Annotated in this window: 21 protein-coding genes; 9 read left to right on the forward strand and 12 right to left on the reverse strand. The window is 54.2% G+C overall.

Going from position 1 to position 21,074, the window contains the following annotated elements:
• Nucleotides 1-160 precede the first annotated feature (160 nt).
• Nucleotides 161-1,531: an MFS transporter gene (locus tag LQK91_RS03945; protein ID WP_008925327.1), complete on the reverse strand. Its 1,371-nt coding sequence runs from the start codon at nucleotides 1,529-1,531 to the stop codon at nucleotides 161-163.
• A gap of 187 nt (nucleotides 1,532-1,718) precedes the next feature.
• On the opposite strand from LQK91_RS03945, the gene kdgR reads away from it, so the two are divergent.
• Nucleotides 1,719-2,510 carry a DNA-binding transcriptional regulator KdgR gene (kdgR, locus tag LQK91_RS03950; RefSeq protein ID WP_003852680.1) on the forward strand — a complete coding sequence of 264 codons (792 nt, stop codon included), beginning with the start codon at nucleotides 1,719-1,721 and terminating at the stop codon, nucleotides 2,508-2,510.
• 30 nt (nucleotides 2,511-2,540) lie between these two features.
• Here kdgR and LQK91_RS03955 read toward each other — a convergent pair whose 3' ends face one another.
• Nucleotides 2,541-2,777: a YobH family protein gene (locus LQK91_RS03955; protein WP_003852681.1), complete on the reverse strand. Its 237-nt coding sequence runs from the start codon at nucleotides 2,775-2,777 to the stop codon at nucleotides 2,541-2,543.
• Between the two features lie 202 nt (nucleotides 2,778-2,979).
• On the opposite strand from LQK91_RS03955, the gene LQK91_RS03960 reads away from it, so the two are divergent.
• From LQK91_RS03960 to rlmA, 4 genes are all read left to right on the forward strand, one after another.
• On the forward strand, nucleotides 2,980-3,252 hold the full coding sequence (locus LQK91_RS03960; protein WP_008925326.1) for a YebO family protein: 273 nt from the start codon (nucleotides 2,980-2,982) through the stop codon (nucleotides 3,250-3,252).
• Between the two features lie 18 nt (nucleotides 3,253-3,270).
• Entirely contained in the window at nucleotides 3,271-4,281 is a 1,011-nt protein-coding gene (locus tag LQK91_RS03965) for an MBL fold metallo-hydrolase (protein ID WP_105099117.1), read from the forward strand.
• 641 nt (nucleotides 4,282-4,922) lie between these two features.
• Complete coding sequence (gene cspE, locus LQK91_RS03975; protein ID WP_003852684.1) at nucleotides 4,923-5,132, forward strand: transcription antiterminator/RNA stability regulator CspE; 210 nt, start codon at nucleotides 4,923-4,925, stop codon at nucleotides 5,130-5,132.
• Between the two features lie 137 nt (nucleotides 5,133-5,269).
• A complete protein-coding gene (gene rlmA / locus LQK91_RS03980; protein WP_003852685.1) occupies nucleotides 5,270-6,079 on the forward strand; it encodes a 23S rRNA (guanine(745)-N(1))-methyltransferase in 810 nt (269 codons plus the stop codon).
• Here rlmA and LQK91_RS03985 read toward each other — a convergent pair.
• The 4 genes from LQK91_RS03985 to manX form a co-directional block, all read right to left on the reverse strand.
• A complete protein-coding gene (locus LQK91_RS03985; protein ID WP_003852686.1) occupies nucleotides 6,076-6,534 on the reverse strand; it encodes a DUF986 family protein in 459 nt (152 codons plus the stop codon). The two genes, rlmA and LQK91_RS03985, sit on opposite strands and share 4 nt — an antisense overlap.
• A 91-nt stretch (nucleotides 6,535-6,625) precedes the next feature.
• On the reverse strand, nucleotides 6,626-7,471 hold the full coding sequence (locus tag LQK91_RS03990; protein ID WP_003852687.1) for a PTS mannose transporter subunit IID: 846 nt from the start codon (nucleotides 7,469-7,471) through the stop codon (nucleotides 6,626-6,628).
• A 15-nt stretch (nucleotides 7,472-7,486) separates the two neighbouring features.
• Nucleotides 7,487-8,287, reverse strand: coding sequence for a PTS mannose/fructose/sorbose transporter subunit IIC (locus tag LQK91_RS03995; RefSeq protein ID WP_033743088.1), 801 nt, complete (start codon nucleotides 8,285-8,287; stop codon nucleotides 7,487-7,489).
• A gap of 63 nt (nucleotides 8,288-8,350) precedes the next feature.
• Nucleotides 8,351-9,313 carry a PTS mannose transporter subunit IIAB gene (gene manX, locus LQK91_RS04000; protein ID WP_105099118.1) on the reverse strand — a complete coding sequence of 321 codons (963 nt, stop codon included), beginning with the start codon at nucleotides 9,311-9,313 and terminating at the stop codon, nucleotides 8,351-8,353.
• Between the two features lie 509 nt (nucleotides 9,314-9,822).
• Between manX and LQK91_RS04005 the strand changes: the two genes are divergently transcribed.
• Nucleotides 9,823-11,403 (forward strand): TerC family protein, encoded by a 1,581-nt coding sequence (locus tag LQK91_RS04005; protein ID WP_105099119.1) that lies wholly within the window; start codon nucleotides 9,823-9,825, stop codon nucleotides 11,401-11,403.
• Nucleotides 11,404-11,492: 89 nt separating this feature from the next.
• Here LQK91_RS04005 and LQK91_RS04010 read toward each other — a convergent pair whose 3' ends face one another.
• The 4 genes from LQK91_RS04010 to pabB all read right to left on the reverse strand — a co-directional run bounded on the left by LQK91_RS04010 (nucleotide 11,493) and on the right by pabB (nucleotide 16,758).
• Nucleotides 11,493-13,055 carry an EAL domain-containing protein gene (locus LQK91_RS04010; protein ID WP_003852692.1) on the reverse strand — a complete coding sequence of 521 codons (1,563 nt, stop codon included), beginning with the start codon at nucleotides 13,053-13,055 and terminating at the stop codon, nucleotides 11,493-11,495.
• Between the two features lie 226 nt (nucleotides 13,056-13,281).
• Complete coding sequence (locus LQK91_RS04015) at nucleotides 13,282-14,646, reverse strand: L-serine ammonia-lyase (protein ID WP_003852693.1); 1,365 nt, start codon at nucleotides 14,644-14,646, stop codon at nucleotides 13,282-13,284.
• Nucleotides 14,647-14,831: 185 nt separating this feature from the next.
• Nucleotides 14,832-15,395, reverse strand: a complete 564-nt coding sequence (locus LQK91_RS04020; RefSeq protein ID WP_105099120.1) for a CoA pyrophosphatase — start codon at nucleotides 15,393-15,395, stop codon at nucleotides 14,832-14,834.
• Nucleotides 15,379-16,758 (reverse strand): aminodeoxychorismate synthase component 1, encoded by a 1,380-nt coding sequence (pabB, locus tag LQK91_RS04025; RefSeq protein WP_003852696.1) that lies wholly within the window; start codon nucleotides 16,756-16,758, stop codon nucleotides 15,379-15,381. Before pabB ends, LQK91_RS04020 begins: the two co-directional genes overlap by 17 nt.
• Before the next feature lie 110 nt (nucleotides 16,759-16,868).
• On the opposite strand from pabB, the gene LQK91_RS04030 reads away from it, so the two are divergent.
• Nucleotides 16,869-17,063, forward strand: a complete 195-nt coding sequence (locus LQK91_RS04030) for a YoaH family protein (protein WP_003852697.1) — start codon at nucleotides 16,869-16,871, stop codon at nucleotides 17,061-17,063.
• A 12-nt stretch (nucleotides 17,064-17,075) separates the two neighbouring features.
• Here LQK91_RS04030 and LQK91_RS04035 read toward each other — a convergent pair whose 3' ends face one another.
• Nucleotides 17,076-17,420: a RidA family protein gene (locus LQK91_RS04035; protein WP_003852699.1), complete on the reverse strand. Its 345-nt coding sequence runs from the start codon at nucleotides 17,418-17,420 to the stop codon at nucleotides 17,076-17,078.
• A gap of 67 nt (nucleotides 17,421-17,487) precedes the next feature.
• Nucleotides 17,488-17,847 carry a hypothetical protein gene (locus LQK91_RS04040; RefSeq protein ID WP_105099121.1) on the reverse strand — a complete coding sequence of 120 codons (360 nt, stop codon included), beginning with the start codon at nucleotides 17,845-17,847 and terminating at the stop codon, nucleotides 17,488-17,490.
• Nucleotides 17,848-18,188: 341 nt separating this feature from the next.
• On the opposite strand from LQK91_RS04040, the gene LQK91_RS04045 reads away from it, so the two are divergent.
• Nucleotides 18,189-18,356 carry a hypothetical protein gene (locus LQK91_RS04045; protein ID WP_003852701.1) on the forward strand — a complete coding sequence of 56 codons (168 nt, stop codon included), beginning with the start codon at nucleotides 18,189-18,191 and terminating at the stop codon, nucleotides 18,354-18,356.
• 765 nt (nucleotides 18,357-19,121) lie between these two features.
• Nucleotides 19,122-21,038: an ATP-dependent DNA helicase gene (locus LQK91_RS04050; RefSeq protein WP_105099122.1), complete on the forward strand. Its 1,917-nt coding sequence runs from the start codon at nucleotides 19,122-19,124 to the stop codon at nucleotides 21,036-21,038.
• The last annotated feature ends 36 nt before the right edge of the window (nucleotides 21,039-21,074 follow it).

Below are 21,074 nucleotides of genomic sequence, written 5' to 3' on the forward strand. Positions count from 1 at the left end.
GGCCCGTTTATGGGCGCACATCAGGGATGAGGTGCGTAATCGTGCGGGACGACCGTCATGGATGACAGTAGTTTTTCCGATCTGTCTGGGCTCCCTGTGCAGACCCGGCCTTACAGCGAATCGGTTCACATGCTGTAAGGCGTTCGCTTTTTCGCTGCCATCAGGCGCGGGTCTGGGTCATGCGCGACACGCTCACCAGCGCCGCCACGGCGGCAAAGCTGCCCGCCAGCAGCAGCGAAACGTGCGTGCCACGCTCATCAAACAGATTAAACATCAGCGCAACCAGCGCAGCACCCATACTCTGACCCAGCAGGCGCGCGGTACCCAGCATGCCGCTGGCAGCGCCGCTGCGGTTACGTGGAGCAGAGGTGACAATTGTGTGGTTGTTAGGTGACTGGAACAGCCCAAAACCGGCACCGCACAGCATCATGCGCCAGATAATATCACCATCGCCAGGGTTTGCTGGCAGCCAGGCGAGCAGGAACAGCCCCAGGGCGAACATCGCCAGCCCGATTCCTCCCAGCAGCCCGGCATGCACCCGCTCAATCAGCCGGCCGGCTATTGGCGCAAACACCATGGTCGCCAGCGGCCAGGGCGTCAGCAGTAAACCGGTTGCCACCTCATCACGCTGCAGGACGTTTTGCAGGAAGAAGGGCAGTGAGACCATCGCCAGCATCTGCGCGCAGAAGGAGCAGACCGACGTGCCCATCGACAGGCTGAAAATGGGGATACGCAACAGATCAACCGGCAGCAGCGGCACCGCCATGTTTAACTGACGACGAATAAAGAACCAGCCTGTCACCAACAGAACAACGACCTCCGACAGCACCAGCAGATGACTCTGACCCTGCGCAAAACCGCTCAATGCGGAGATGATCAGACCAAAGAACAGGGCATTCATGATCGCGCTGGGCACATCAAATTTCTGTGCGGTGGCTTTTTGCGGATTATCGGGCAGTGTGCGCAGCGCCAGCCACAATGCAATAGCACCCAGCGGGACGTTAATCAGAAACAGCCATTTCCAGCTCGCCACTGACAGAATCGCAGCCGCTACTGTCGGGCCTGCCGCGGTCGACACCGCCACCACCAGCGAGTTAATTGCCATGCCGCGTCCCAGATAGCGCTGGGGATAAATAATGCGTATCAACGCAGTGTTCACACTCATCAGCGCGGCGCCACCTAACCCCTGCAGCACGCGGGCAAAGGTCAGCATGGTTAGCGTGGTCGAGAAGGCGCAGAACAGCGAGGTGGCAATAAACAGCGCCAGGCCGGCCTGGTAGACGCGCCGATAGCCCAGCATATCGCCCAGAAACGAGAGCGACAGCAGCGAGACGATAATCGCAATCTGATAGGCATTCACTATCCAGATTGACTGCGCCGGGCTTGCATTGAGTTCACGCGAAATGGTCGGCAGGGCGACGTTGGCAATCGCGCCATCCAGCACCGCCATGGTCAGCCCGATAGCGATTGTGGCAATAGCCATATAGCGCTGACGGCCTGGTAATCCATCCTGCGGAGGAGAAAGAGTCATAAGTTAATTACTAAAGAGGGTGAATATCATCATGCTAATGAAATTAACGCTGAAATGCAGCGATCGAACGGATAAAAAACTGTCTTAAAATATGACGCATGGGTTAAAGCATTGCTGCCATGCTGCGCCTCACTCTATACTGACTATCCGTTCCATTTTTTTTGAAACAGGTTTAATAAGGTGCGCGATGTCCATTGGTGAAAATGATAAACAGCCTGATTCGGTCTCTTCTGTTCTTAAAGTGTTTGGCATTTTGCAGGCGCTGGGCGAAGAGCGCGATCATGGTATTACTGAGCTCGCGCAGCGCGTCATGATGTCAAAAAGCACCGTCTACCGTTTTCTGCAGACCATGAAGTCGCTGGGCTATGTCACGCAGGAAGGCGAGAGCGAGAAGTACTCACTGACGCTGAAGCTGTTTGAGCTGGGTGCAAAAGCATTACAGAACGTTGATTTAATCCGCAGCGCGGATGTGCAGATGCGTGAGTTGTCGCGTCTGACCAAAGAGACGATTCATCTGGGCGCGCTGGAAGAGGACAGTATTGTCTACATCCACAAAATCGACTCGCTCTATAACCTGCGTATGTATTCACGCATTGGTCGTCGTAATCCGCTGCATACCACTGCGATCGGTAAAGTGCTGCTGGCCTGGCGCGACCGAAGCGAAGTGGAGGAGATTCTACGGGATGTGGAGTTTAAACGTAGCACGGCCAATACGCTGTTAAGCGCGGAGGCGTTGATTACGACGCTGGATCAGGTCAGAGCGCAGGGTTATGGTGAGGATAATGAAGAACAGGAAGAGGGATTGCGCTGCCTCGCCGTGCCGGTATTCGACCGATTTGGCGTGGTGATTGCGGGACTCAGTATCTCTTTTCCCACCATTCGTTTTTCAGAAGATGCCCGTCAGGATTACGTGGCCATGCTGCATCGTGCGGCGCGCACGCTTTCATCAGAGATGGGCTATCACGACTACCCGTTCTGAAAACAGCGGGCCATCCGGCCCGCCATTCTACTAGTTATCGATCACTTCTCCGCTTTTCTTCAGCAACGGGCAATCCGTTACGCCCACTACACCACTGTCAGTGTGCAGATACTGCGCGCTGATCACGCCGCGAGCGGTCAGATAACTGCATTGCAGGCCAAGTCCGGCTGCATTTTTAGTGCTGCCGGTTAATACGCCATAGCCGGTAAACAGCATCGCCAGCCAGATCACCGCTAGCAAGCCTATCGTGCGAATCAACAGTTTCATTATGTCTCCTTGTGAAAGATAACTCAGCGCACAACCTGGTGCTGCCGGTTATGATGATATCAGCATGCCTCGGTTTTCAGGCAGGATCGATCAGAGATAACTGAAACGGCAAAATCTGCATTGACGTGATCCCCATTATCTTTTGTGATGGCTAAAGGTAGAATAGGGGGTTGGCGTTTTCACTTTGTTTTATGAGGCAGTTATGAATGAGTTAGCCGCAAATCCGGGACCGCTGGTCAGTTATGGCCTGATGGTCATTATTTTAATTGTGGCGTTTATTGCCTGGTTCTTTGTTAACCGGGCCAGCGTTCGCGCCGGAGAGCAAATTCACTTACTGGCGTCGTTGCTGGAAGAGCAGAAGAAACAGAACCAGTTGCTGCGCCGTCTGATTGAGATGCAGCCCGTCTCCGAGGTCAAAAAAACCGATGAAGATGCGGAGAAACGGGACTTTATCCGGTTAATTCCGGAACGTTAATCACAGCAGAGAGGCAGGATGGCCTGGAAAAATCCGTGGTATGACAGCAGTAAAGCGCACCATACGCCCGAGGGGTTCTGTAGTCCAGAACCGGAGCAGCGCCAGCCAGGCGATCTGCAGCGCTGGCGCAGAGAGCGTAAGGCTCAGGGGCTGCCGCATCCTCCACAGCAGGGCTATGCGGCGTTCACCGATCAATGGTGGCAGCCAGCCGACATCCGCGGCAGTGACGATCGCATCTGGTGGCTGGGGCATGCTGCCGTGCTGTTGCGGCTGAACGAGCAATATATCCTGATCGATCCTGCACTCGGCTCACGCGCTTCGCCGTTCTCATTTGCCGGACCACAGCGAAAAACACCTGCGCCGCTCAGTATCGCTGATCTGCCGCGTCTGGATGTGGTGCTGATTTCTCATAACCATTACGATCATCTTGATCGGACGACCGTTAAAGCTATTGTCCGGCGTTTCCCTCAGGCAACCTTTATTGTGCCGCTGGGTCTGGCTAAGTGGTGCAGGGCGCGGGGCGTGAAACAGGTGCATCAGCTCGACTGGTGGCAGCAGACTGCGGTCAATGGCCTCTGTTTTGATGCCGTTCCGGCACGTCACTGGAGCATGAGAACGCTACGCGATCAAAACCGTTCGCTCTGGTGCGGCTGGGTTGTGCGGTCTGCCTCCGTACGTTTCTGGTTTTCGGGCGACAGCGGTTATAGCGACAGCCTGCTGGACATTCCAGGCAGACTGGGGCCGTTCAACCTGGCCGCTTTGCCGATTGGCGCCTATGCACCTGAATGGTTCATGGCAAGCCAGCATATGAATCCCGATCAGGCGGTGGCGCTGTGGCAGGCAGCCGGCAGGCCGTTAACGCTGCCGATCCACTGGGGTGTGTACGAACTGGCCGATGAGTCACTGGATGCGCCACCAAAAGAACTGGCAGATGCGCTGCTGCGGGCAAACGAGCGAAACGACGGCTTCACGCCCTGGCGAATAGGTGAAAGCCGAAGGCTGAATAATGACGCCCAGGAATTATCCTAAACCCTGATGGATAAATAAAAGCCAGTACTTTTTTATCTGATATCAATTTTTCAAATCGAAAGTTAAATTATTAATAAGAAAAATTGTCTTCGATGCTTTTATTTGGCGCAAGGCTAATGTGTTACTCATGGTTTTGGTGCAAAAAAATGTTGTTTGTACAAAAATAAACAGCGGTGTACAGGATTGACGTCAGATTTCTGATATCTTCAACCGTTACCGCTTCGCTTAATCATTCTGCAATTGCCATATTTGTGAAATATTAATTTCTTATGGTATCCATCGAATTCATACTGGCAGCCGCAACGTGGCACCGCGCTGGCCGGGCAGGGGCCTTATTCGTGCAGACATGCGTAAACCCACCTGACAGGCAATGTGAGCCTTTTGGCAATTATGTGCACAGGCTCTCTGAGCCCCTAAAAATGGCTTGCCATTATTTTTAGGATATGTGATAACAATTCCTGAGTTAAACGAGGTACAGTTCTGTTTATGCATGGCATCTTCAGTAAAGAAGTACGAGTAAAGACGTTGACGTTGAATACCGCTTCCTTGCCGAACCTTAATTAGTGCCTCATGCAGTAATGTCTCTGGTTTTTCTGTATGACAGCCTTCGGGCTAAATAAACATCTAAAGGAATTTGCAAAATGGCAAAGATTAAAGGTCAGGTTAAGTGGTTCAACGAGTCTAAAGGTTTTGGTTTTATCACCCCTGCTGACGGCAGCAAAGATGTGTTCGTACACTTCTCTGCTATCCAGGGCAATGGTTTCAAAACCCTGGCTGAAGGCCAGAGCGTTGAGTTCGAAATTCAGGACGGCCAGAAAGGCCCGGCAGCAGTTAACGTAACTGCTATCTGATTCGACTCCGCCTCGGTGCGTCGCACCCTGACACGGAATCTCAAAGCCCTGGCTTCTCAGCCGGGGCTTTCTTTATGCTTCCGATGCGTAAACGATAAGGTTACACTGCGCCGCGTTATCTGATGCCGGAGCACCTTATGTCCCTGATTTGCCCTCTTTGCCACTCACCTCTGACCTTCACAAACCGCAGCTGGTGCTGTGAAAATCGCCATCAGTTTGATCAGGCGAAAGAAGGCTACGTCAATTTGCTGCCCGTTCAGCACAAACGCTCACGGGAGCCAGGTGACAGTGCAGAGATGATGCAGGCACGGCGGACGTTTCTTGAGGCAGGCTACTACCAACCGCTTCGTGATCAGGTGGTCAGCCTGCTCAGCCCGGCACTGACCCAGCCGGCGTGCAAAATTCTTGATATAGGCTGTGGCGAAGGCTACTACACCGCCGCACTGGCTGAGGCGGCAGGCGGAGAGGCACAGATTTATGGGCTGGATGTTGCCCGAATGGCTATCCGTCTGGCGGCAAAGCGCTATCCTGCGGTGCGCTTCTGCGTCGCCTCCAGCCAGCGCTTACCCTTTGCCGATCAGGCCCTGGATGCGGTGGTACGCATCTACGCCCCCTGCAATGAAGCAGAACTGGCACGCGTGCTGAAGCCGGGTGGCCTGGTATTGACGGTCACACCTGGCCCGCATCATCTGCAACAGTTTAAAGCGCTGATTTACCGCGAAGTGCAGTTGCATGTGCCGGAGCAGAAAGCGTACCCCGGATTCACGCAGGTGACACAGCAGGCGCTGCGTTACCCGATGGCATTAACCGGCGCAGCGGCGACAACCCTGTTGCAGATGACGCCATTCGCCTGGCGGGCGCGGGAGGAGGTCTGGCAAACGCTGCAGCAGAGCGAGCAGTTCAGCTGCGATGCCGACTTTAGCCTGACGATGTGGCAGCGCGACTAACGCGCTTCTACCAGGGTGTTATAGATGCGCTCCAGATCGTCGAGTTGCTGCACCGCGATCAGCAGTCGACGCTGTTCAAGCTGAATCACCAGAATGCCATCCTCAGAGAGATTCATCCCCTGAATCCGCCGGTAATCGATCCAGACACCGGCGTAAAACAATCCATCATTCTTCATCAGTAGCGTAGGTTTTCGCAGCCAGAAGAGCCAGAACGCCAGAAAACTCAGCATCATCAGCAGAGAGGTGGTGAGCTGCGGGCCGTGATGACTGACGTTGTTCCACAGCAAAATCAGCAGCAGACCGATAAAAATCAGGCTGTCGAGTTTATGCTGCCTGCGCAGCGTGACCCTTAAGCGGGTGGGGCCATGCCGACGCGGCAGAATCGCCTCATGGTAAACGGCAAACCCCATCAGGGCGGCGATACAACACGCAATCAACGCGTCAGTTAAAGACATCACATCTACCTCAAACAGGGTGAGCTCAGCCGGTTGTGGCTCAGCTCACCACGCTTAAAAGCCGGGAGCGCAGGCTCCCGGCCGGGTGAAATTACAGACCGAGCAGGCCGATCCAGTAACCAAAGATACCGATGGCGAAGAAGCCGACGATAATCCACAGCGCGTTCACTTTACGACGCAACAGCCACATACAGCCAAAGGTCAGCAGCAGCGGCACCACGCCCGGCATCAGTTGATCAAGGATCGACTGAACCGTGGTGACGGTGGTTTTACCAGTGGAGTCGGTGATGCGCGAGACGACCAGCGGGATGTTAACGTGCGTCCACTTGTTGACCAGCGCCCCCATGACAAACAGGCCCAGAATCGAGGCGCCCTCCGTGAGCTTCTGCAGAAAACCGCCGCCCATGTCGCTGACAATGTCGATTCCTTTACGATAGCCATACGCCACGCCGTAGTAGCGGGTTAGCAGACGCGCCAGGTTAAACAGCACAAAGAACAGCAACGGCCCCAGCAGACTGCCGCTCATTGCGATACCGGCACCCAGCGCGGCAAACACCGGACGTACCGTGCCCCAGAAGATTGGGTCGCCGACACCGGCCAGCGGTCCCATCAGGCCGACTTTCAGGCCGTTAATCGCCGCATCGTCGATGGGTGCGCCGTTGGCACGCTGCTCTTCCATCGCCATGGTGACGCCCAGTACCGGCGCGGCCACATAAGGATGGGTGTTAAAGAACTCCAGATGACGCTTTATTGCCTGCTTACGCTCATCGTTGTTCTCCGGATAGAGACGGCGGATCACCGGCACCATAGAGAAGCAGAAGCCCAGCGCCTGCATACGTTCAAAGTTCCATGAGCCCTGGAACAGGTTCGAGCGCATAAAGACGGCGCGAACATCTCCGGCTGTCAGTTTCTTTTCGACTTTCGTAATATCAACCATGTGCTCACCTGTTCCTTAATCGAGTTCGTTATCAAGATCGTTTGCGGTTGCTGCACCATTGGGTGCGCCTGCTACACGGTTGTATTTCGGGCTGAGCTGGATGTAGAGCACGGCCATGACCACGCCAATCACGCCCAGCGCCACCAGGTTAAAGTTGGTAAACGCCGCGGTGACGAAGCCGAGATAGAAGAACGGCATCAGGTAGCCTGCGCGCATCATGTTGATGACCATCGCGTAACCGACGACCACAATCATGCCACCCGCGATATTCAGACCGTTGGTGACGACTTCAGGGATAGAACTGAGCAGGGCGTGAACCGCACTGGTGCCGACCGAAATCGCCACAATCAGCGCCGGAATAGCGATACGCATCGCCTGCAACAACAGGGCAGAGACATGGATCCAGGAGATGGCCGTGAGGTTACCTTTTTCGGCGGCTTTATCAGCTGCGTGCTGGAAGGCCACAGTCAGGGTACGCACGATAATGGTCAGCACCTGTCCGGCCGCCGCCAGCGGAATGGCCAGCGCGATACCGGCACCCACACTCTGACCGCCGGCGATCACCAGGATGGTCGAGATAATGGAGGCGAGGGCGGCATCAGGGGCCACGGCGGCACCGATGTTCATCCAGCCCAGTGCAATCATCTCCAGCGTACCCCCGATGATAATGCCGGTTTTCATATCACCCAGCACGATACCAATCAGAGTACAGGCCACCAGCGGTCGGTGAAACTGAAACTCATCCAGAATCGACCCCATACCGGCAATGCAGGCGACAATAAAAATTAAAATAATTTGTAGCGAGGTTATTTCCATCATACTTCTTGTCCTCAGCAGGATAACGACGAGCCCGGAAACGCAGGCGCAGAAGTGCTTCTGTTACGCGTTAACTTTCGCAATCAGATCCATCATTTTCAGTTTCTGGTCACTGGAAACTTTACGCACTTCCAGTTCAATATTGCGTTCGTTGAGTTTTCGGAAGGCGGCAATATCTTTTTCATCAACCGAGATTGCATTATTCACCTGGGTTTTTCCCTGGCGAAATGCCATCCCGCCGATGTTCACCGTTTTAATATCCACACCCTGTTCCACGACGCGCAGAACATCGGTGGGATTGGTAAACAGCAGCATCACGCGATCCTGACCATACTTCGGGTTATTCCACACCCGCACCATTTTATCGACATCCACCACATGGGCTGTCACGCCGGGCGGGGCGACCTGCGTCAGCAGGGTTTTACGCACGTGGTCGTTGGCCACTTCATCACTGACCACGATAATGCGTTGAACGTTGGTCTCTTTCGTCCAGCGTGTCGCGACCTGTCCATGAATCAGACGGTCATCTATGCGCGTCAGTCCGATTTTCATGTGATCGCCAGGTGCCATCTGTTTAGCCGGTTGCGCTGCAGCGGCCGGTTTTACCGCAGCCGGTGCCGGTGCTTCTTCTTTGGCTTTCAGGGCTTTAACCCCTTCACGGCCAGTTTCGACCGCGACGGCGACCAGTTCGTCAAATCCGGGATCGTCATCGCGCGCCATCAGGGTTTCGACCAGCATCGGGATATTGACCCCGGCGATGACCTCATACTGGGGCTTATCGACGACGATACGGCTGGCCGCATTAAACGGGCTGCCACCCCAGGTATCGACTAAAAACAGGACCCCTTTGCTGGTATCCAGTTCTGCCAGTCGTGCATTATATTTTTCAATCAGCGTTTCTGCATTTTCACCAGGGACAAAATCTATCCAGCCGACATTGTCCTGCTCGCCCAACAGCATTTCTGCTGTTTTCAGCAGTTGTTCCGCTGCCCAGCCGTGTGTACCAATTACAATCGCAATGGTCACGTGCTACCTCCGTTCGCTAGAGATGCTCATCTGAGTCAATGAACTGTATTGAGTCATGCTTTGGTTATTGTTTTAACCGGGTGATTCGATTAATCGGTTTAGCGTCGAAAAAACATGGGTTAATGACGTTAAGGCGATAAAGTCGCGATTTATTTTAGTGATCGAAAAAATAAATTATGTGATGTCTGTCAGCTATTCACCCTGTGAAGAGGCGAGTCACCCTTTTTATGCGCCCGATCATCCGCTCTGCAGATTGTAAAAATAAGAAAATTTTTTGACGCAAATCACCGACCTGATACATTAACGTTCTGTTTAATACTCAGGAGTAACGGGCTTCAGCCCACCTTTATGGATCGTCACCGACGTCGCTTAACCTGTTCTTTGCGCCTGCTGGCGCGTCACCCTTCGCCTCGCGGCGTTTTCAACGCTTTACCGACCATCCGGATGTCACGTTTCACTGCGCTGATACGCACCGGCTCAATCTGTTCCCTGTTCTGGAGTCATAAATAATGGAATTTTTATTCGACCCCTCAATCTGGGCGGGTTTACTGACGCTCATCGTGCTGGAAATCGTACTCGGCATCGATAACCTGGTGTTTATTGCCATTCTGGCCGACAAACTGCCGCCAAAGCAGCGTGACAATGCCCGTTTGATTGGCCTGTCGCTGGCACTGATTATGCGTCTGGGCCTGCTGTCACTGATTTCCTGGATGGTGACGCTGACAACACCTCTTTTCAGCGTAGGCGGTTTCAGCTTTGCGGGTCGTGATTTAATTCTGCTGGCGGGTGGTCTGTTCCTGTTATTTAAGGCGACGATGGAGTTGCACGAGAGGCTGGAGAATCGGCAGCTCGACGGATCAGGTAATCGGGGATATGCCAGTTTCTGGGCAGTCGTGACGCAGATTGTGGTGCTGGATGCGGTCTTCTCGCTGGATGCTGTGATTACGGCTGTAGGTATGGTCAACCACCTGCCGGTGATGATGACGGCTGTGGTGATTGCGATGGGTGTGATGCTGCTGGCGTCTAAGCCGTTAACTAACTTCGTTAACGCGCATCCGACCGTGGTGGTGCTCTGTCTGAGCTTCCTGTTAATGATCGGTCTGTCACTGGTAGCAGAAGGCTTTGGCTTCCATATTCCTAAAGGTTATCTCTATGCGGCAATCGGCTTCTCAATTCTGATTGAGATGTTTAACCAGATTGCGCGTCGAAACTTTATCCGCCATCAGTCCAACCGTCCGATGCGTGAACGTACCGCAGAGGCGATTCTGCGCCTGATGGGAGGCCGCAATCGTGCCCAGATGGCCAGTAACAGTAACACCAGCAGCAGCGAAGAGGCTGCGCTGGCGGAAGCGATGCCGCAGGAAGCGTTTAAAGATGAAGAACGTTACATGATTAATGGCGTACTGACCCTGGCGTCACGTTCAATTCGCAGCATCATGACGCCGCGCGGTGAAATCTCCTGGGTTGATGCGAATCGTCCGGTGGATGAGATTCGCGGTCAGCTGCTTGATACCCCCCACAGTCTGTTTCCGGTCTGCCGGGGTGAGCTGGACGAAATTGTCGGCGTAGTGCGCGCTAAAGAGCTGCTGGTGGCGCTGGAGCATGGCGTGGATGTGGCAACCTTTGCGGCCAATAGCCCGACCATTGTGGTGCCGGAGACGCTGGATCCGATTAACCTGCTTGGCGTGCTGCGCCGTGCCAAAGGTAGCTTCGTTATCGTCACCAACGAGTTTGGTGTGGTCCAGGGTTTGATCACGCCACTGGACGTGCTGGAAGCGATCGCGGGTGAATTCCCGGATGAAGATGAAACGCCTGATATTGTGGCGGACGGTGATGGCTGGTTAGTTAAGGGCGGGACCGATCTGCATTCGCTGCAGCAACTGCTCGATTTCCATGAGCTGGTCGATCCGACAGAGGACCACGCCTCGCTGGCCGGTCTGCTGATTGAGCAGAAAGGGCAGTTACCGCTGCCTGGCGATGTAATTGATATCACTCCGCTGCACTTCCAGATCATCGAAGCGACCGACTACCGCATCGATCTGGTGCGTGTCACCAAAGATAAACCGCATGACGAAGATGAAGAGGGTTAATTCTTCACGTTGTTGCTAAGGCGCGGCTGGCATAACCGGCCGCGGTAAATCTTCCCGACAGCCGCTGCTTCAACGTCGCGGCTGTTTTTTTATCTGTGGGTATCGGCCTGGTGCAGTAACAGCCACGCCGGAAAATCCTGCAGCGGCATCGGACGGGCAAAATAGTAACCCTGCAGATGATCCACGCCGCGTTCGCGCAGATAAGCCGCCTGCACAGCCGTTTCCACGCCCTCAGCAACCAGACTGATGTTCAGGCGCTGGGCCAGCGAAATCACCATATCCGTTACCGTCGCGTTGATGGCGTCAGTGCCGATAGCTGCTGTGAAAATTTTGTCTATTTTCAGCACGTCGGGCTGCAGGTCTTTCAGATAGGAGAGTGAACTATGACCGGTGCCGAAGTCATCAATCGCCAGCTGAACGCCGATATCGTGCAGCTGCGTAATGACCGATTGATCCACCACCGGGAGTGCATCCCGCTCGGTGAGCTCCACCATCAGTGTCGGCACTGGCGAGGCGGGCCACCACAGCTTTTGCAGATCTTCAATAATTGCGCCGTCCCGGAAATGACTGGCAGCCACGTTGATAGCGATATGGAAGCCGGGATCCGTGGGCAAGAGCGGTAGCTGACTCACCACTTCATTCAGCACAAAGCGCGTCAGCGGCTTGATCAGATTCTGGCGCTCAGCCAGCGGAATAAAAACATCCGGCGCAATCCAGCCCTGACGGGCATTATGCCAGCGCATCAGTATCTCAATACCGTCGCACTGACCACTTTTGCTATTGATCAGTGGCTGGCAATAAACCATAAACTCGCGGGCGGTGATGCCATAACTGATTTGCCAGCTCAGGCTCATGCGATTTGCGGTTGCCAGCCAGACGATATAGCCCATAAGCAGGCTCAGCAGCACTGCCAGCGGCAGCTGTGAGGGAAGAGTTGCCAGCGCCGATCGGGTAGGAGAGGGGCCATAGAGTGTAAGCGTGAATGGATAGCGCAGCGAGCCTTGTTCATAGCTCACCTCATCGTCTGCAGCGACTGTCGACTCGATCAACGGATTACCATACTCCAGGCTCTGTCCGTTAACGTTAAACACGGCGCGTTCAACCCAGGGTAACTGCGGCTCCAGCAGATAATTGCTCATCATTTCGATGTTAATTACCTGCAAAATGCCTGAGCGGTTATCCGGGCTTTTTGGCGTCCACAACATTAAAATCGGTGAGCCTTTGAGCAGATAATCATCGGTTGAGAGGGTCATACGCTCGCCATTATAGGCAAGGTCGGGCCAGGTCTGGCTAAAAGGAATCGCGCGGGGTCCATAAACACTGGAGCAGTAAAGTACATCGTTATCCACCAGCAGAATCGCCCGGAGCGTCTGCAGAGAAGAGATTTTTTCGATGAGTGGAAAACGAACATTGTTGCAGGGTACACCCACGAGGCCCAGCGTATTATTCGCGGAAACTTCCAGCGGCGAAAACATCCGGTCAAACCGCATAATCGCTTTATTGGCGAAATCCATTGCCTGACGTTCAATACGTGACTTTTCTTCAAAATAGCGAAAGGCCAGCGTCAATATCATGACCACGATGGCGATTGAGAATGCTATGAGCAAACGCTTGCGTCTGAATTGTCCAACAAATTGCTGGGCCATAAACATCAGTATCCACCTTCCCAAAAAGCCAGAATAAAGCAAAAAAATTACGGGGTTAGTATCGGCACGGCCAGATCAATATTGAGGCCGAAATGCAGAAAAGCGGGTCTGGAAAGCGACGAAAGCCGGACGGCTGCGCGGAAAACACTCTACCGTTAAAACCTGCGCTGAGATAGCGCAGGATGCGGATTTTATTACAGTTGAACGTTATTTAAACATTTAAACGTTTCGTTCAATCACACTGCACTTTAATTGCCAGACCGCCGCGTGAGGTTTCGCGGTATTTAGCGTTCATATCTTTGCCCGTTTCATACATCGTCTCAATAACCTTATCCAGCGAGACGCGAGGTTCGCTGGTACGACGCAGTGCCATTCGCGCCGCGTTAATGGCTTTAACTGAGGCGATCGCATTGCGCTCAATGCAGGGCACCTGAACCTGACCGGCAACCGGGTCACAGGTTAGTCCCAGGTTGTGCTCCATGCCAATTTCAGCGGCCACGCAGACTTGCTCAGGACTGCCGCCCAGCAACTCGGCCAGACCGGCCGCCGCCATGGAGCAGGCCACACCCACTTCACCCTGGCAACCCACTTCAGCACCGGAAATAGATGCGTTCATTTTGTACAGTACGCCAATGGCGCCGGAGGCAAGGAAATAGCGCAGAAAAATATCGGGGGTTACCGGCTCGATAAAGTGATCGTAATAAGCCAGCACCGCCGGCACGATGCCACAGGCACCGTTTGTTGGGGCGGTGACGACACGACCTCCTGCGGCGTTCTCTTCGTTGACGGCCAGCGCATACATATTAATCCAGTCGATAACAATCATCGGGTCACTGGAGTGCTTAGTGGAGGAGGTCAGGAGGCGACGCAGTGAGGCAGCACGACGTGGCACGCGCAGCGGTCCGGGCAACACACCTTCGGTATTCAGACCGCGATCGATACAGGCCTGCATCGTCTGCCAGATATCGGTGAAATAGGCATAGATCTCATCGCGGCTGTGAAGCGCCAGCTCATTTTTCATCACCAGGCCAGAGAGGGAGAGGCCGGTCTCATGGCAGTGCGCCAGCAGATCTTTAGCGGAATGAAACGGCCATGGCACTGACACTTCATCCAGTGCCGACTGCCCAAAGTGCTCTTCATCAACGATGAAACCGCCGCCAACGGAGTAATAGGTCTTCGACAGAATCAGCAGGTCACCTGCAAACGCCAGCAGACGCAGACCATTTTCATGCAGCGAGAGGTTCTCGCTACGGAACACCATGCCGCCTTCGCGCGGAAAATCGACTTCATGCGCGCCTTTCGCCAGCAGCAGCCGCTCACGCTGTTCGACATCTTTAATAAACGCGGGGATGGCATCAATATCCACCGTGTCCGGCGATTCGCCCGCCAGACCCATAATAATTGCGATATCCGTATGATGGCCTTTACCGGTCAGAGACAGAGAACCGTAAACATCCACGGCGATCCGGGTGACCTCCTGCAGCTTTTCCTGTTCGCACAGCAAATCCACAAACTGTTTACCCGCTTTCATCGGGCCGACAGTATGCGAACTCGATGGGCCGATGCCCACTTTGAACATGTCGAAAACACTAATCACAGGTGACACTCCTCACAATTATTCTCAGTCTGCCGGGGCAGTTTATGGCGCCCATAGTAATAGTCATGCACCAGAAAAGAGCGCTTTTTCGCATGAAATAAACTTATCTAAAACGATAGAAAAAATTATAGCGCAGCCCGGCAGGTCGCTGGCGAGCATCTGTGGAAAAAACAGACAAAAAGGTTTCAGAAGGCGATCTGGGTGCTCAATGAACGGATGATTCCGGCGGTCATGCCCCACACCAGATAATCCTGGTAGCGCGAGAGCCAGACCGGATGGCGTACACCGGCCCGATGCACCTCCAGCGCGCTGTAGCGGCTTAGCTGCAGAGCTTCGGCCAGCGGCATCTCAAAAGCACTGCTGACCTCATCCGGGTTAAGAGTAAGTCGTAAATCGGCCGGAATAATGCCCAGCACGGGCGTGACCTGGAAGCCGGTGCTGCTGGTGACGTCAGGCAGCGCACCCAGTATCTCGACCTGCTGCGGATCGATGCCGACCTCTTCCTGCGCTTCACGGAGTGCTGTGTTGATCAGTGAGGCGTCGGTGTCATCCTGCATCCCGCCGGGAAAGGCGACCTGTCCGGCGTGCTTGCGCAGGGCCTGCGAACGCTGCGTCAGCAACAAACCCGGCTCAGGACGGGCCACAATAGGCACCAGCACCGCAGCATGACGTCCTGAGAGACGCTGGGTGCTGCGGGCGGGTTGCTGCAATAAAAAACGGCTGCGAAAAACATCAATCGTCAGTGCCAACTGAACCTCCTGCCTGCTCAAGTGTCGGTAAGATCCGGCTGACTTTATCGAGCGTTTCCTGATACTCCGCTTCCGGATCGCTGTCAGCCACTAATCCGCCACCGGCAGAGCAGTAGAGTTGCTGGCCTTCGGCGATTAGCGTGCGAATCGTGATGCTGGTATCCATCCGGCCACACAGGCTGATATAGCCGATGCTGCCGCACCAGGCATTGCGGCGCTGCGGTTCCAGCTCATCAATAATCTCCATTGCCCGAATCTTAGGTGCACCGGTTATCGAGCCGCCAGGAAAACAGGCGCGCAGTAAATCAGTGGCCTGCAGGCTGTCAGGTAGCTGCGCCCGCACCGTGCTCACCAGGTGATGCACGGCGGGGAAGGGTTCAACCACAAACAGCTCTGGCACCGTAACCGAACCGGGTCGCGCCACACGGCCAATATCGTTGCGCAGCAAATCAACAATCATCAGATTTTCAGCCCGATCTTTCTCCGCATGGCGCAACGACTCCGCCTGTTGTGCGTCGGCAATCGGGTCGTCACAGCGTGGTCGGGTCCCTTTAATGGGGCGAGTTTCAATCTGCTTGTTATTCAGCGACAGGAAGCGTTCCGGCGACAGGCTGAGAATTGCACTGTCAGGCAGCCGCAGAAACGCGCTGAAGGGTGCGCGGTTAGCCGCATTGAGGAGAGTGAATGCCTGCCACTCATCACCCTGATAACCCGCCTGAAAACGCTGTGCCAGGTTTACCTGATAACAGTCACCGGCCTGAATATAAGCCTGAACGGCGGCAAAGCGCGCGGCGTATTCGGCATAGCTCATATTAGAGCGCCAGCGGCTTGTCAGCGAAAAGGGTACAGTTTCGCGTACAGGCCACTGTGCCAGCCAGGCGGCACGTTCTTCAACATTGCTCAACGCCACGAGCGTCAGGGTTTGCTGATGATGGTCGGCAATCAATGCCCAGTCATAGATTCCTGCGGCCATGTCAGGCGTAGTGAGATCGGCTGCAGCCCGCTGCGGCAGGGACTCAAACCGGCGGCCCAGGTCATAACCAAACAGCCCCAGCGCACCGCCCTGAAACGGCAGCGTCTCGCTGGATGCAGGTGTGACGCCCAGCGCATCACACTGTTGCTGCACCAGCAACAGGGGATCGGCGGTTGATTCGGTTGTACCGGTTGGGTCGCTGAGCGTCGTGATTGCGCCGCGGGTCACCAGGGTGGCGCGGGGATCGGCGGTCAGAAGATCAAAACGGTTGTCACTGTGGCTGGCCTGCGCGGAGGAGAGCAGCATCGCCCAGGGCAGATGGGCAAGGGTGGCGAAACGCTGAGTCAGCGCATCGGGGGTATAATCAAGCGTGAGGGTTTCAACAATCATCGGGCAGACAAATCAGAAAGCTAAGAGGCGGTCAGACTGACATATTTTTTCCTCACTGGCACCTGTTAGTTCCACGTGGGATACTGTCTGACCCAACGCAGGAGTAAAAAATGTTTATTGGATTACCGGCTCTCTCTCATGAGCAACAACAACAGGCCGTCGAACGTATTCAGGCGTTGATGGCAGGCGGACTATCGAGCGGTGAAGCAATCGCCCAGGTGGCGCAGGAAATCCGCGAAAATCACAAGGGCGAACGTATTCGGGCGTTATTCGAAGACGAAGATGACGAAAACGAAGAGGAATAACGCCCGGCAGGTTTAACGTGCAGCGATGATTTTAATTTCGATCTTGTATTTTGGATTTAGCAGACCGGCCTGAACCGTACAGCGCACCGGCGCATTGCCCGGCGAAACCCAGGCATCCCAGGCGCGGTTCATGGCGGGGAAGTCGGCTTTATCTACCAGGAACAGCGTCGCATCCAGAATTTTGCTTTTATCGCTACCGAGCCGGGTCAGAATGGCGTCAATCACCGCCAGCGCATTGGCGGTCTGTGCTTCTGCGTCGGCATCCAGATTTTCGGGCACACTGGTGTAATAGATTGTGTCGTTATGAATGACGGCTTCGGACATACGATGTTCCGGGTCAATGCGGGTAATACTCATCGGTTTCTCCCTGGTTAATTGCGCATTAGCCTGGCACACTCCTGATATCGCTGTCACCTCTTACGCTTTACAGGCAGCGCTCAACAATCGCCTGTCTGTCTGCCATCACGTCCGGGGACATCCGGAAGGTGGTGAAATATTTCACATCAGCACCTTTTCGGCGGGGCGAAACATCCGCAAAAATAGAATCTTCCCAGGTAAAGACGCTGATCTCACTACCGTTCGGCTGGGTGTGGGTGGTGTTATCACGTGCAATGACGCTGGTGGTGGACCAGCCGCGATAAATACAGTCGCTGAGCTGAGGGACGGTGCGGGCGCTTTGGCCCTGGAAAACGGGTTGCTGCAGACGAGCCTGATCAGGGGTAGGTGCCTGGCAGCCGCAGAGCAGCAGTACGCCAGCCAGAGATCCGATGCGGACATAATTCATGATGTTCCTCCGCCTGAAACAGGCAGTCGGGTTTAGCCATCTGCGAAACATCACCTGAAGGGCAATGTTAAGCCAGTCTCAGCACATCAGCCTACGGGTGCCACATCCCAACAGTAAGCTGATTTAATCATTATAATCCTGCCTTTTGATTACCTGATGTGTTCATTTGCATTTGATAACTGCATCACACTGTGGCGCTAACTGCGCTGACAATGAAGTGTCCTTAATCGCGCCTGCTGTTAGCGCTGACAGGGGATAAGAAACACGGAATTAGGGGAACTGGCGGCTTAAAAATGTTATAAATCAGTCATGAGATTGCGCCACAGGTTGAGGATTAAAGCATGGCGAATACGCAGTATCTTTTTTGGGTAATGGCTGGCGCTCTGACGCTGCTGTTTATTGTTATCGCGGCATTTGTGGGGTTATCCAAAGGCAGTAAGCAGGGATTTGTTACCTTTGCCGTGCTGTTCATCATCATGCTGGCGGGTGCACTGTACCTGCATCATTAGCAAGGTGCGATTGGGCTGTTTTCAGTCCATTACAGTGAATTCACGTTTGGTTCACATTTCAGGTGGAAAGTGTGCGGCCTCCAGTGAGTGTTAACTATGATCAGTTGAAATAGCAGCCTTGCTATTTATCACCGGAGGTAATTATGTCTGAACGTCCTGATTACGATGAACCGCTGCCAGATGATGCTGAGATCTATCCGGAAGATGAAGAAGAGGATGAGGAAAACGATCCCTTAGAAAAGGATGTTTAGGCGTTTGAAACGGTTGTCTGACGACCTCTATTTCTTCTGAATTCTGACTCACGCCGCAAAACCGTCAGTCGCGCAGTTTTGCGGTTTCTACACCGGTCTCATTGACTCACTTCTGTCCGCGCCTTTTCAGCTTTACCCGGGTTGCTGGAATCTGGCTAAACAACACCCTGGTGATGACCCTCTGACCGCTCGTGCCCGGATAAAATCCTTCAGTCATTAGCCTCACTAACATTCGCATCGATGAAAACCTTTAGCGATTCCTGCGCGGATGCACGGCGGTTTATCGCCTTACAGATTAAAAAGCGAATGGAATAAAGTCCCTGTTATTAATTAGCTTATTCAGCAGGGTATTTAATGAAGCGCTAAAATTTCAGGTTTTCTTATCGTACTTTCGGGTCACGTACCGCCGCACCTGAAACGCCTAAAACCTCAACCTGTTGATATTTATCGATTTTGATTTGTTTATCCAATACTGACATAATTACAGTGTTTTTGCCGTTCTTAGAGAGGGTATGTGGCAGACGATTTTGCAGTGGATGGCGCACTGGCGTTGGCGATCGCAGGTTTTAAACCGCGTGAAGCACAACGTGAGATGGCGCAGGCGGTATCTGAAGCCGTAAAACAGCAGGGTGAACTGGTGGTTGAAGCCGGCACCGGCACCGGCAAAACCTATGCTTATCTGGCACCCGCCTTGCGGGCCGGAAAAAAAGTCATTGTCTCCACCGGCTCAAAAGCGCTGCAGGATCAGCTTTATGGCCGCGATCTGCCCACCATGATTAAGGCACTGAAGTTCAAAGGGAAAACGGCCTTGCTGAAAGGGCGCTCTAACTATCTCTGCCTGGAACGCATGGAACAGCAGTCGATGGCCGGTGGTGAGCTCACCGTGCAGGCGCTAACCGATCTGGTGACGCTGCGCAGTTGGTCATCACAGACAAAAGATGGCGACATCAGCAGCTGTGCGGGTGTGACCGAAGATAGCCCGATCTGGCCGCTGGTGACCAGCACCAACGACAACTGCCTGGGCATGGATTGTCCGCGCTATAAAGAGTGTTTTGTGGTCATGGCACGTAAGCGCGCCATGGACGCTGATGTGGTGGTCGTTAACCACCATTTGTTTCTTGCCGACCTGGTGGTAAAAGAGGGGGGCTTTGGCGAATTGATTCCCGAGGCTGATGTGATGATCTTCGATGAAGCCCATCAGTTGCCCGATATCGCCAGCCAGTATTTTGGTCAGCAACTCTCCAGCCGCCAGTTACTCGATCTGGCTAAAGATATTATTACCGCCTACCGCACGGAAGTGCGTGATGCCCAGCAACTGCAGAAATCAGCTGATCGACTGGCGCAATGCGCACAGGATTTCCGCCTGTCATTAGGCGATCCGGGTTATCGCGGTAATTTACGCGAACTGCTGAGCGATAACCAGATACTGCGCATGTTCACCTTGCTGGACGATGCGCTGGAGCTCTGTTACGACGTTATCAAACTCTCGCTGGGTCGTTCAGCTCTGCTGGATGCCGCCTTTGAGCGCGCCGCGCTTTACCGTACCCGCTTAAAACGGTTACGGGCGATTAACGAGCCGGGCTACAGCTACTGGTATGAATGTACGTCGCGTCATTTTATTCTGGCGCTGACGCCGCTCTCGGTCGCTGAACGATTCCGGGAAGTGATGGACAACCGTAAAGCGGCGTGGATCTTCACCTCGGCCACCCTGGCGGTGGATGAAAAAATGGCCCATTTCGCCGAACGACTGGGTGTGAATGCGGCAAAGAGCCTGATTCTGAATAGCCCGTTTGATTTTGCGAAGCAGGCACTGCTCTGCGTGCCGCGCAATCTGCCTGAGCCTAACCGTCCCGGCGGCGCCCGCCAGCTGGCCGCGATGATGAAACCGCTGATCGATGCCAACAAAGGCCGCTGTTTCTTCCTCTGCACATCGCACCTGATGATGCGTGAACTGGCGGCAGAATTTCGCGCCTCAATGACCCTGCCTGTGCTGGTACAGGGTGAAACCAGCAAAGGTCAGTTACTGAAACAGTTCATCGACAAAGGCAACGCCCTGCTGGTGGCGACCAGCAGTTTCTGGGAAGGGGTTGATGTGCGGGGTGATGCGCTGTCGCTGGTTATTATCGATAAACTGCCGTTCACCTCGCCGGAAGATCCCCTGTTAAAAGCCAGAATGGAAGATTGCCGGATTCGTGGCGGCGATCCCTTCACGGATGTGCAGCTACCGGATGCCGTGATCACGCTGAAGCAGGGGGTGGGGCGGTTGATCCGTGATACGGATGATCGGGGTGTGCTGGTGATTTGCGATCAGCGCCTCGTATCGCGTCCTTATGGCGCGTTGTTTCTCAACAGCCTGCCACCTACGCCGCGCACCCGGGACATTGATCGTGCCATCGCCTTTATCCGTCAGCAACCCGAACCAGACGCATAATTTTATGCTAATATGCGCGCCGTTTTCTTTCTTCTG

This window comes from Pantoea sp. MHSD4 (assembly GCF_021043305.1).
GTDB lineage: Bacteria > Pseudomonadota > Gammaproteobacteria > Enterobacterales > Enterobacteriaceae > Pantoea > Pantoea eucalypti.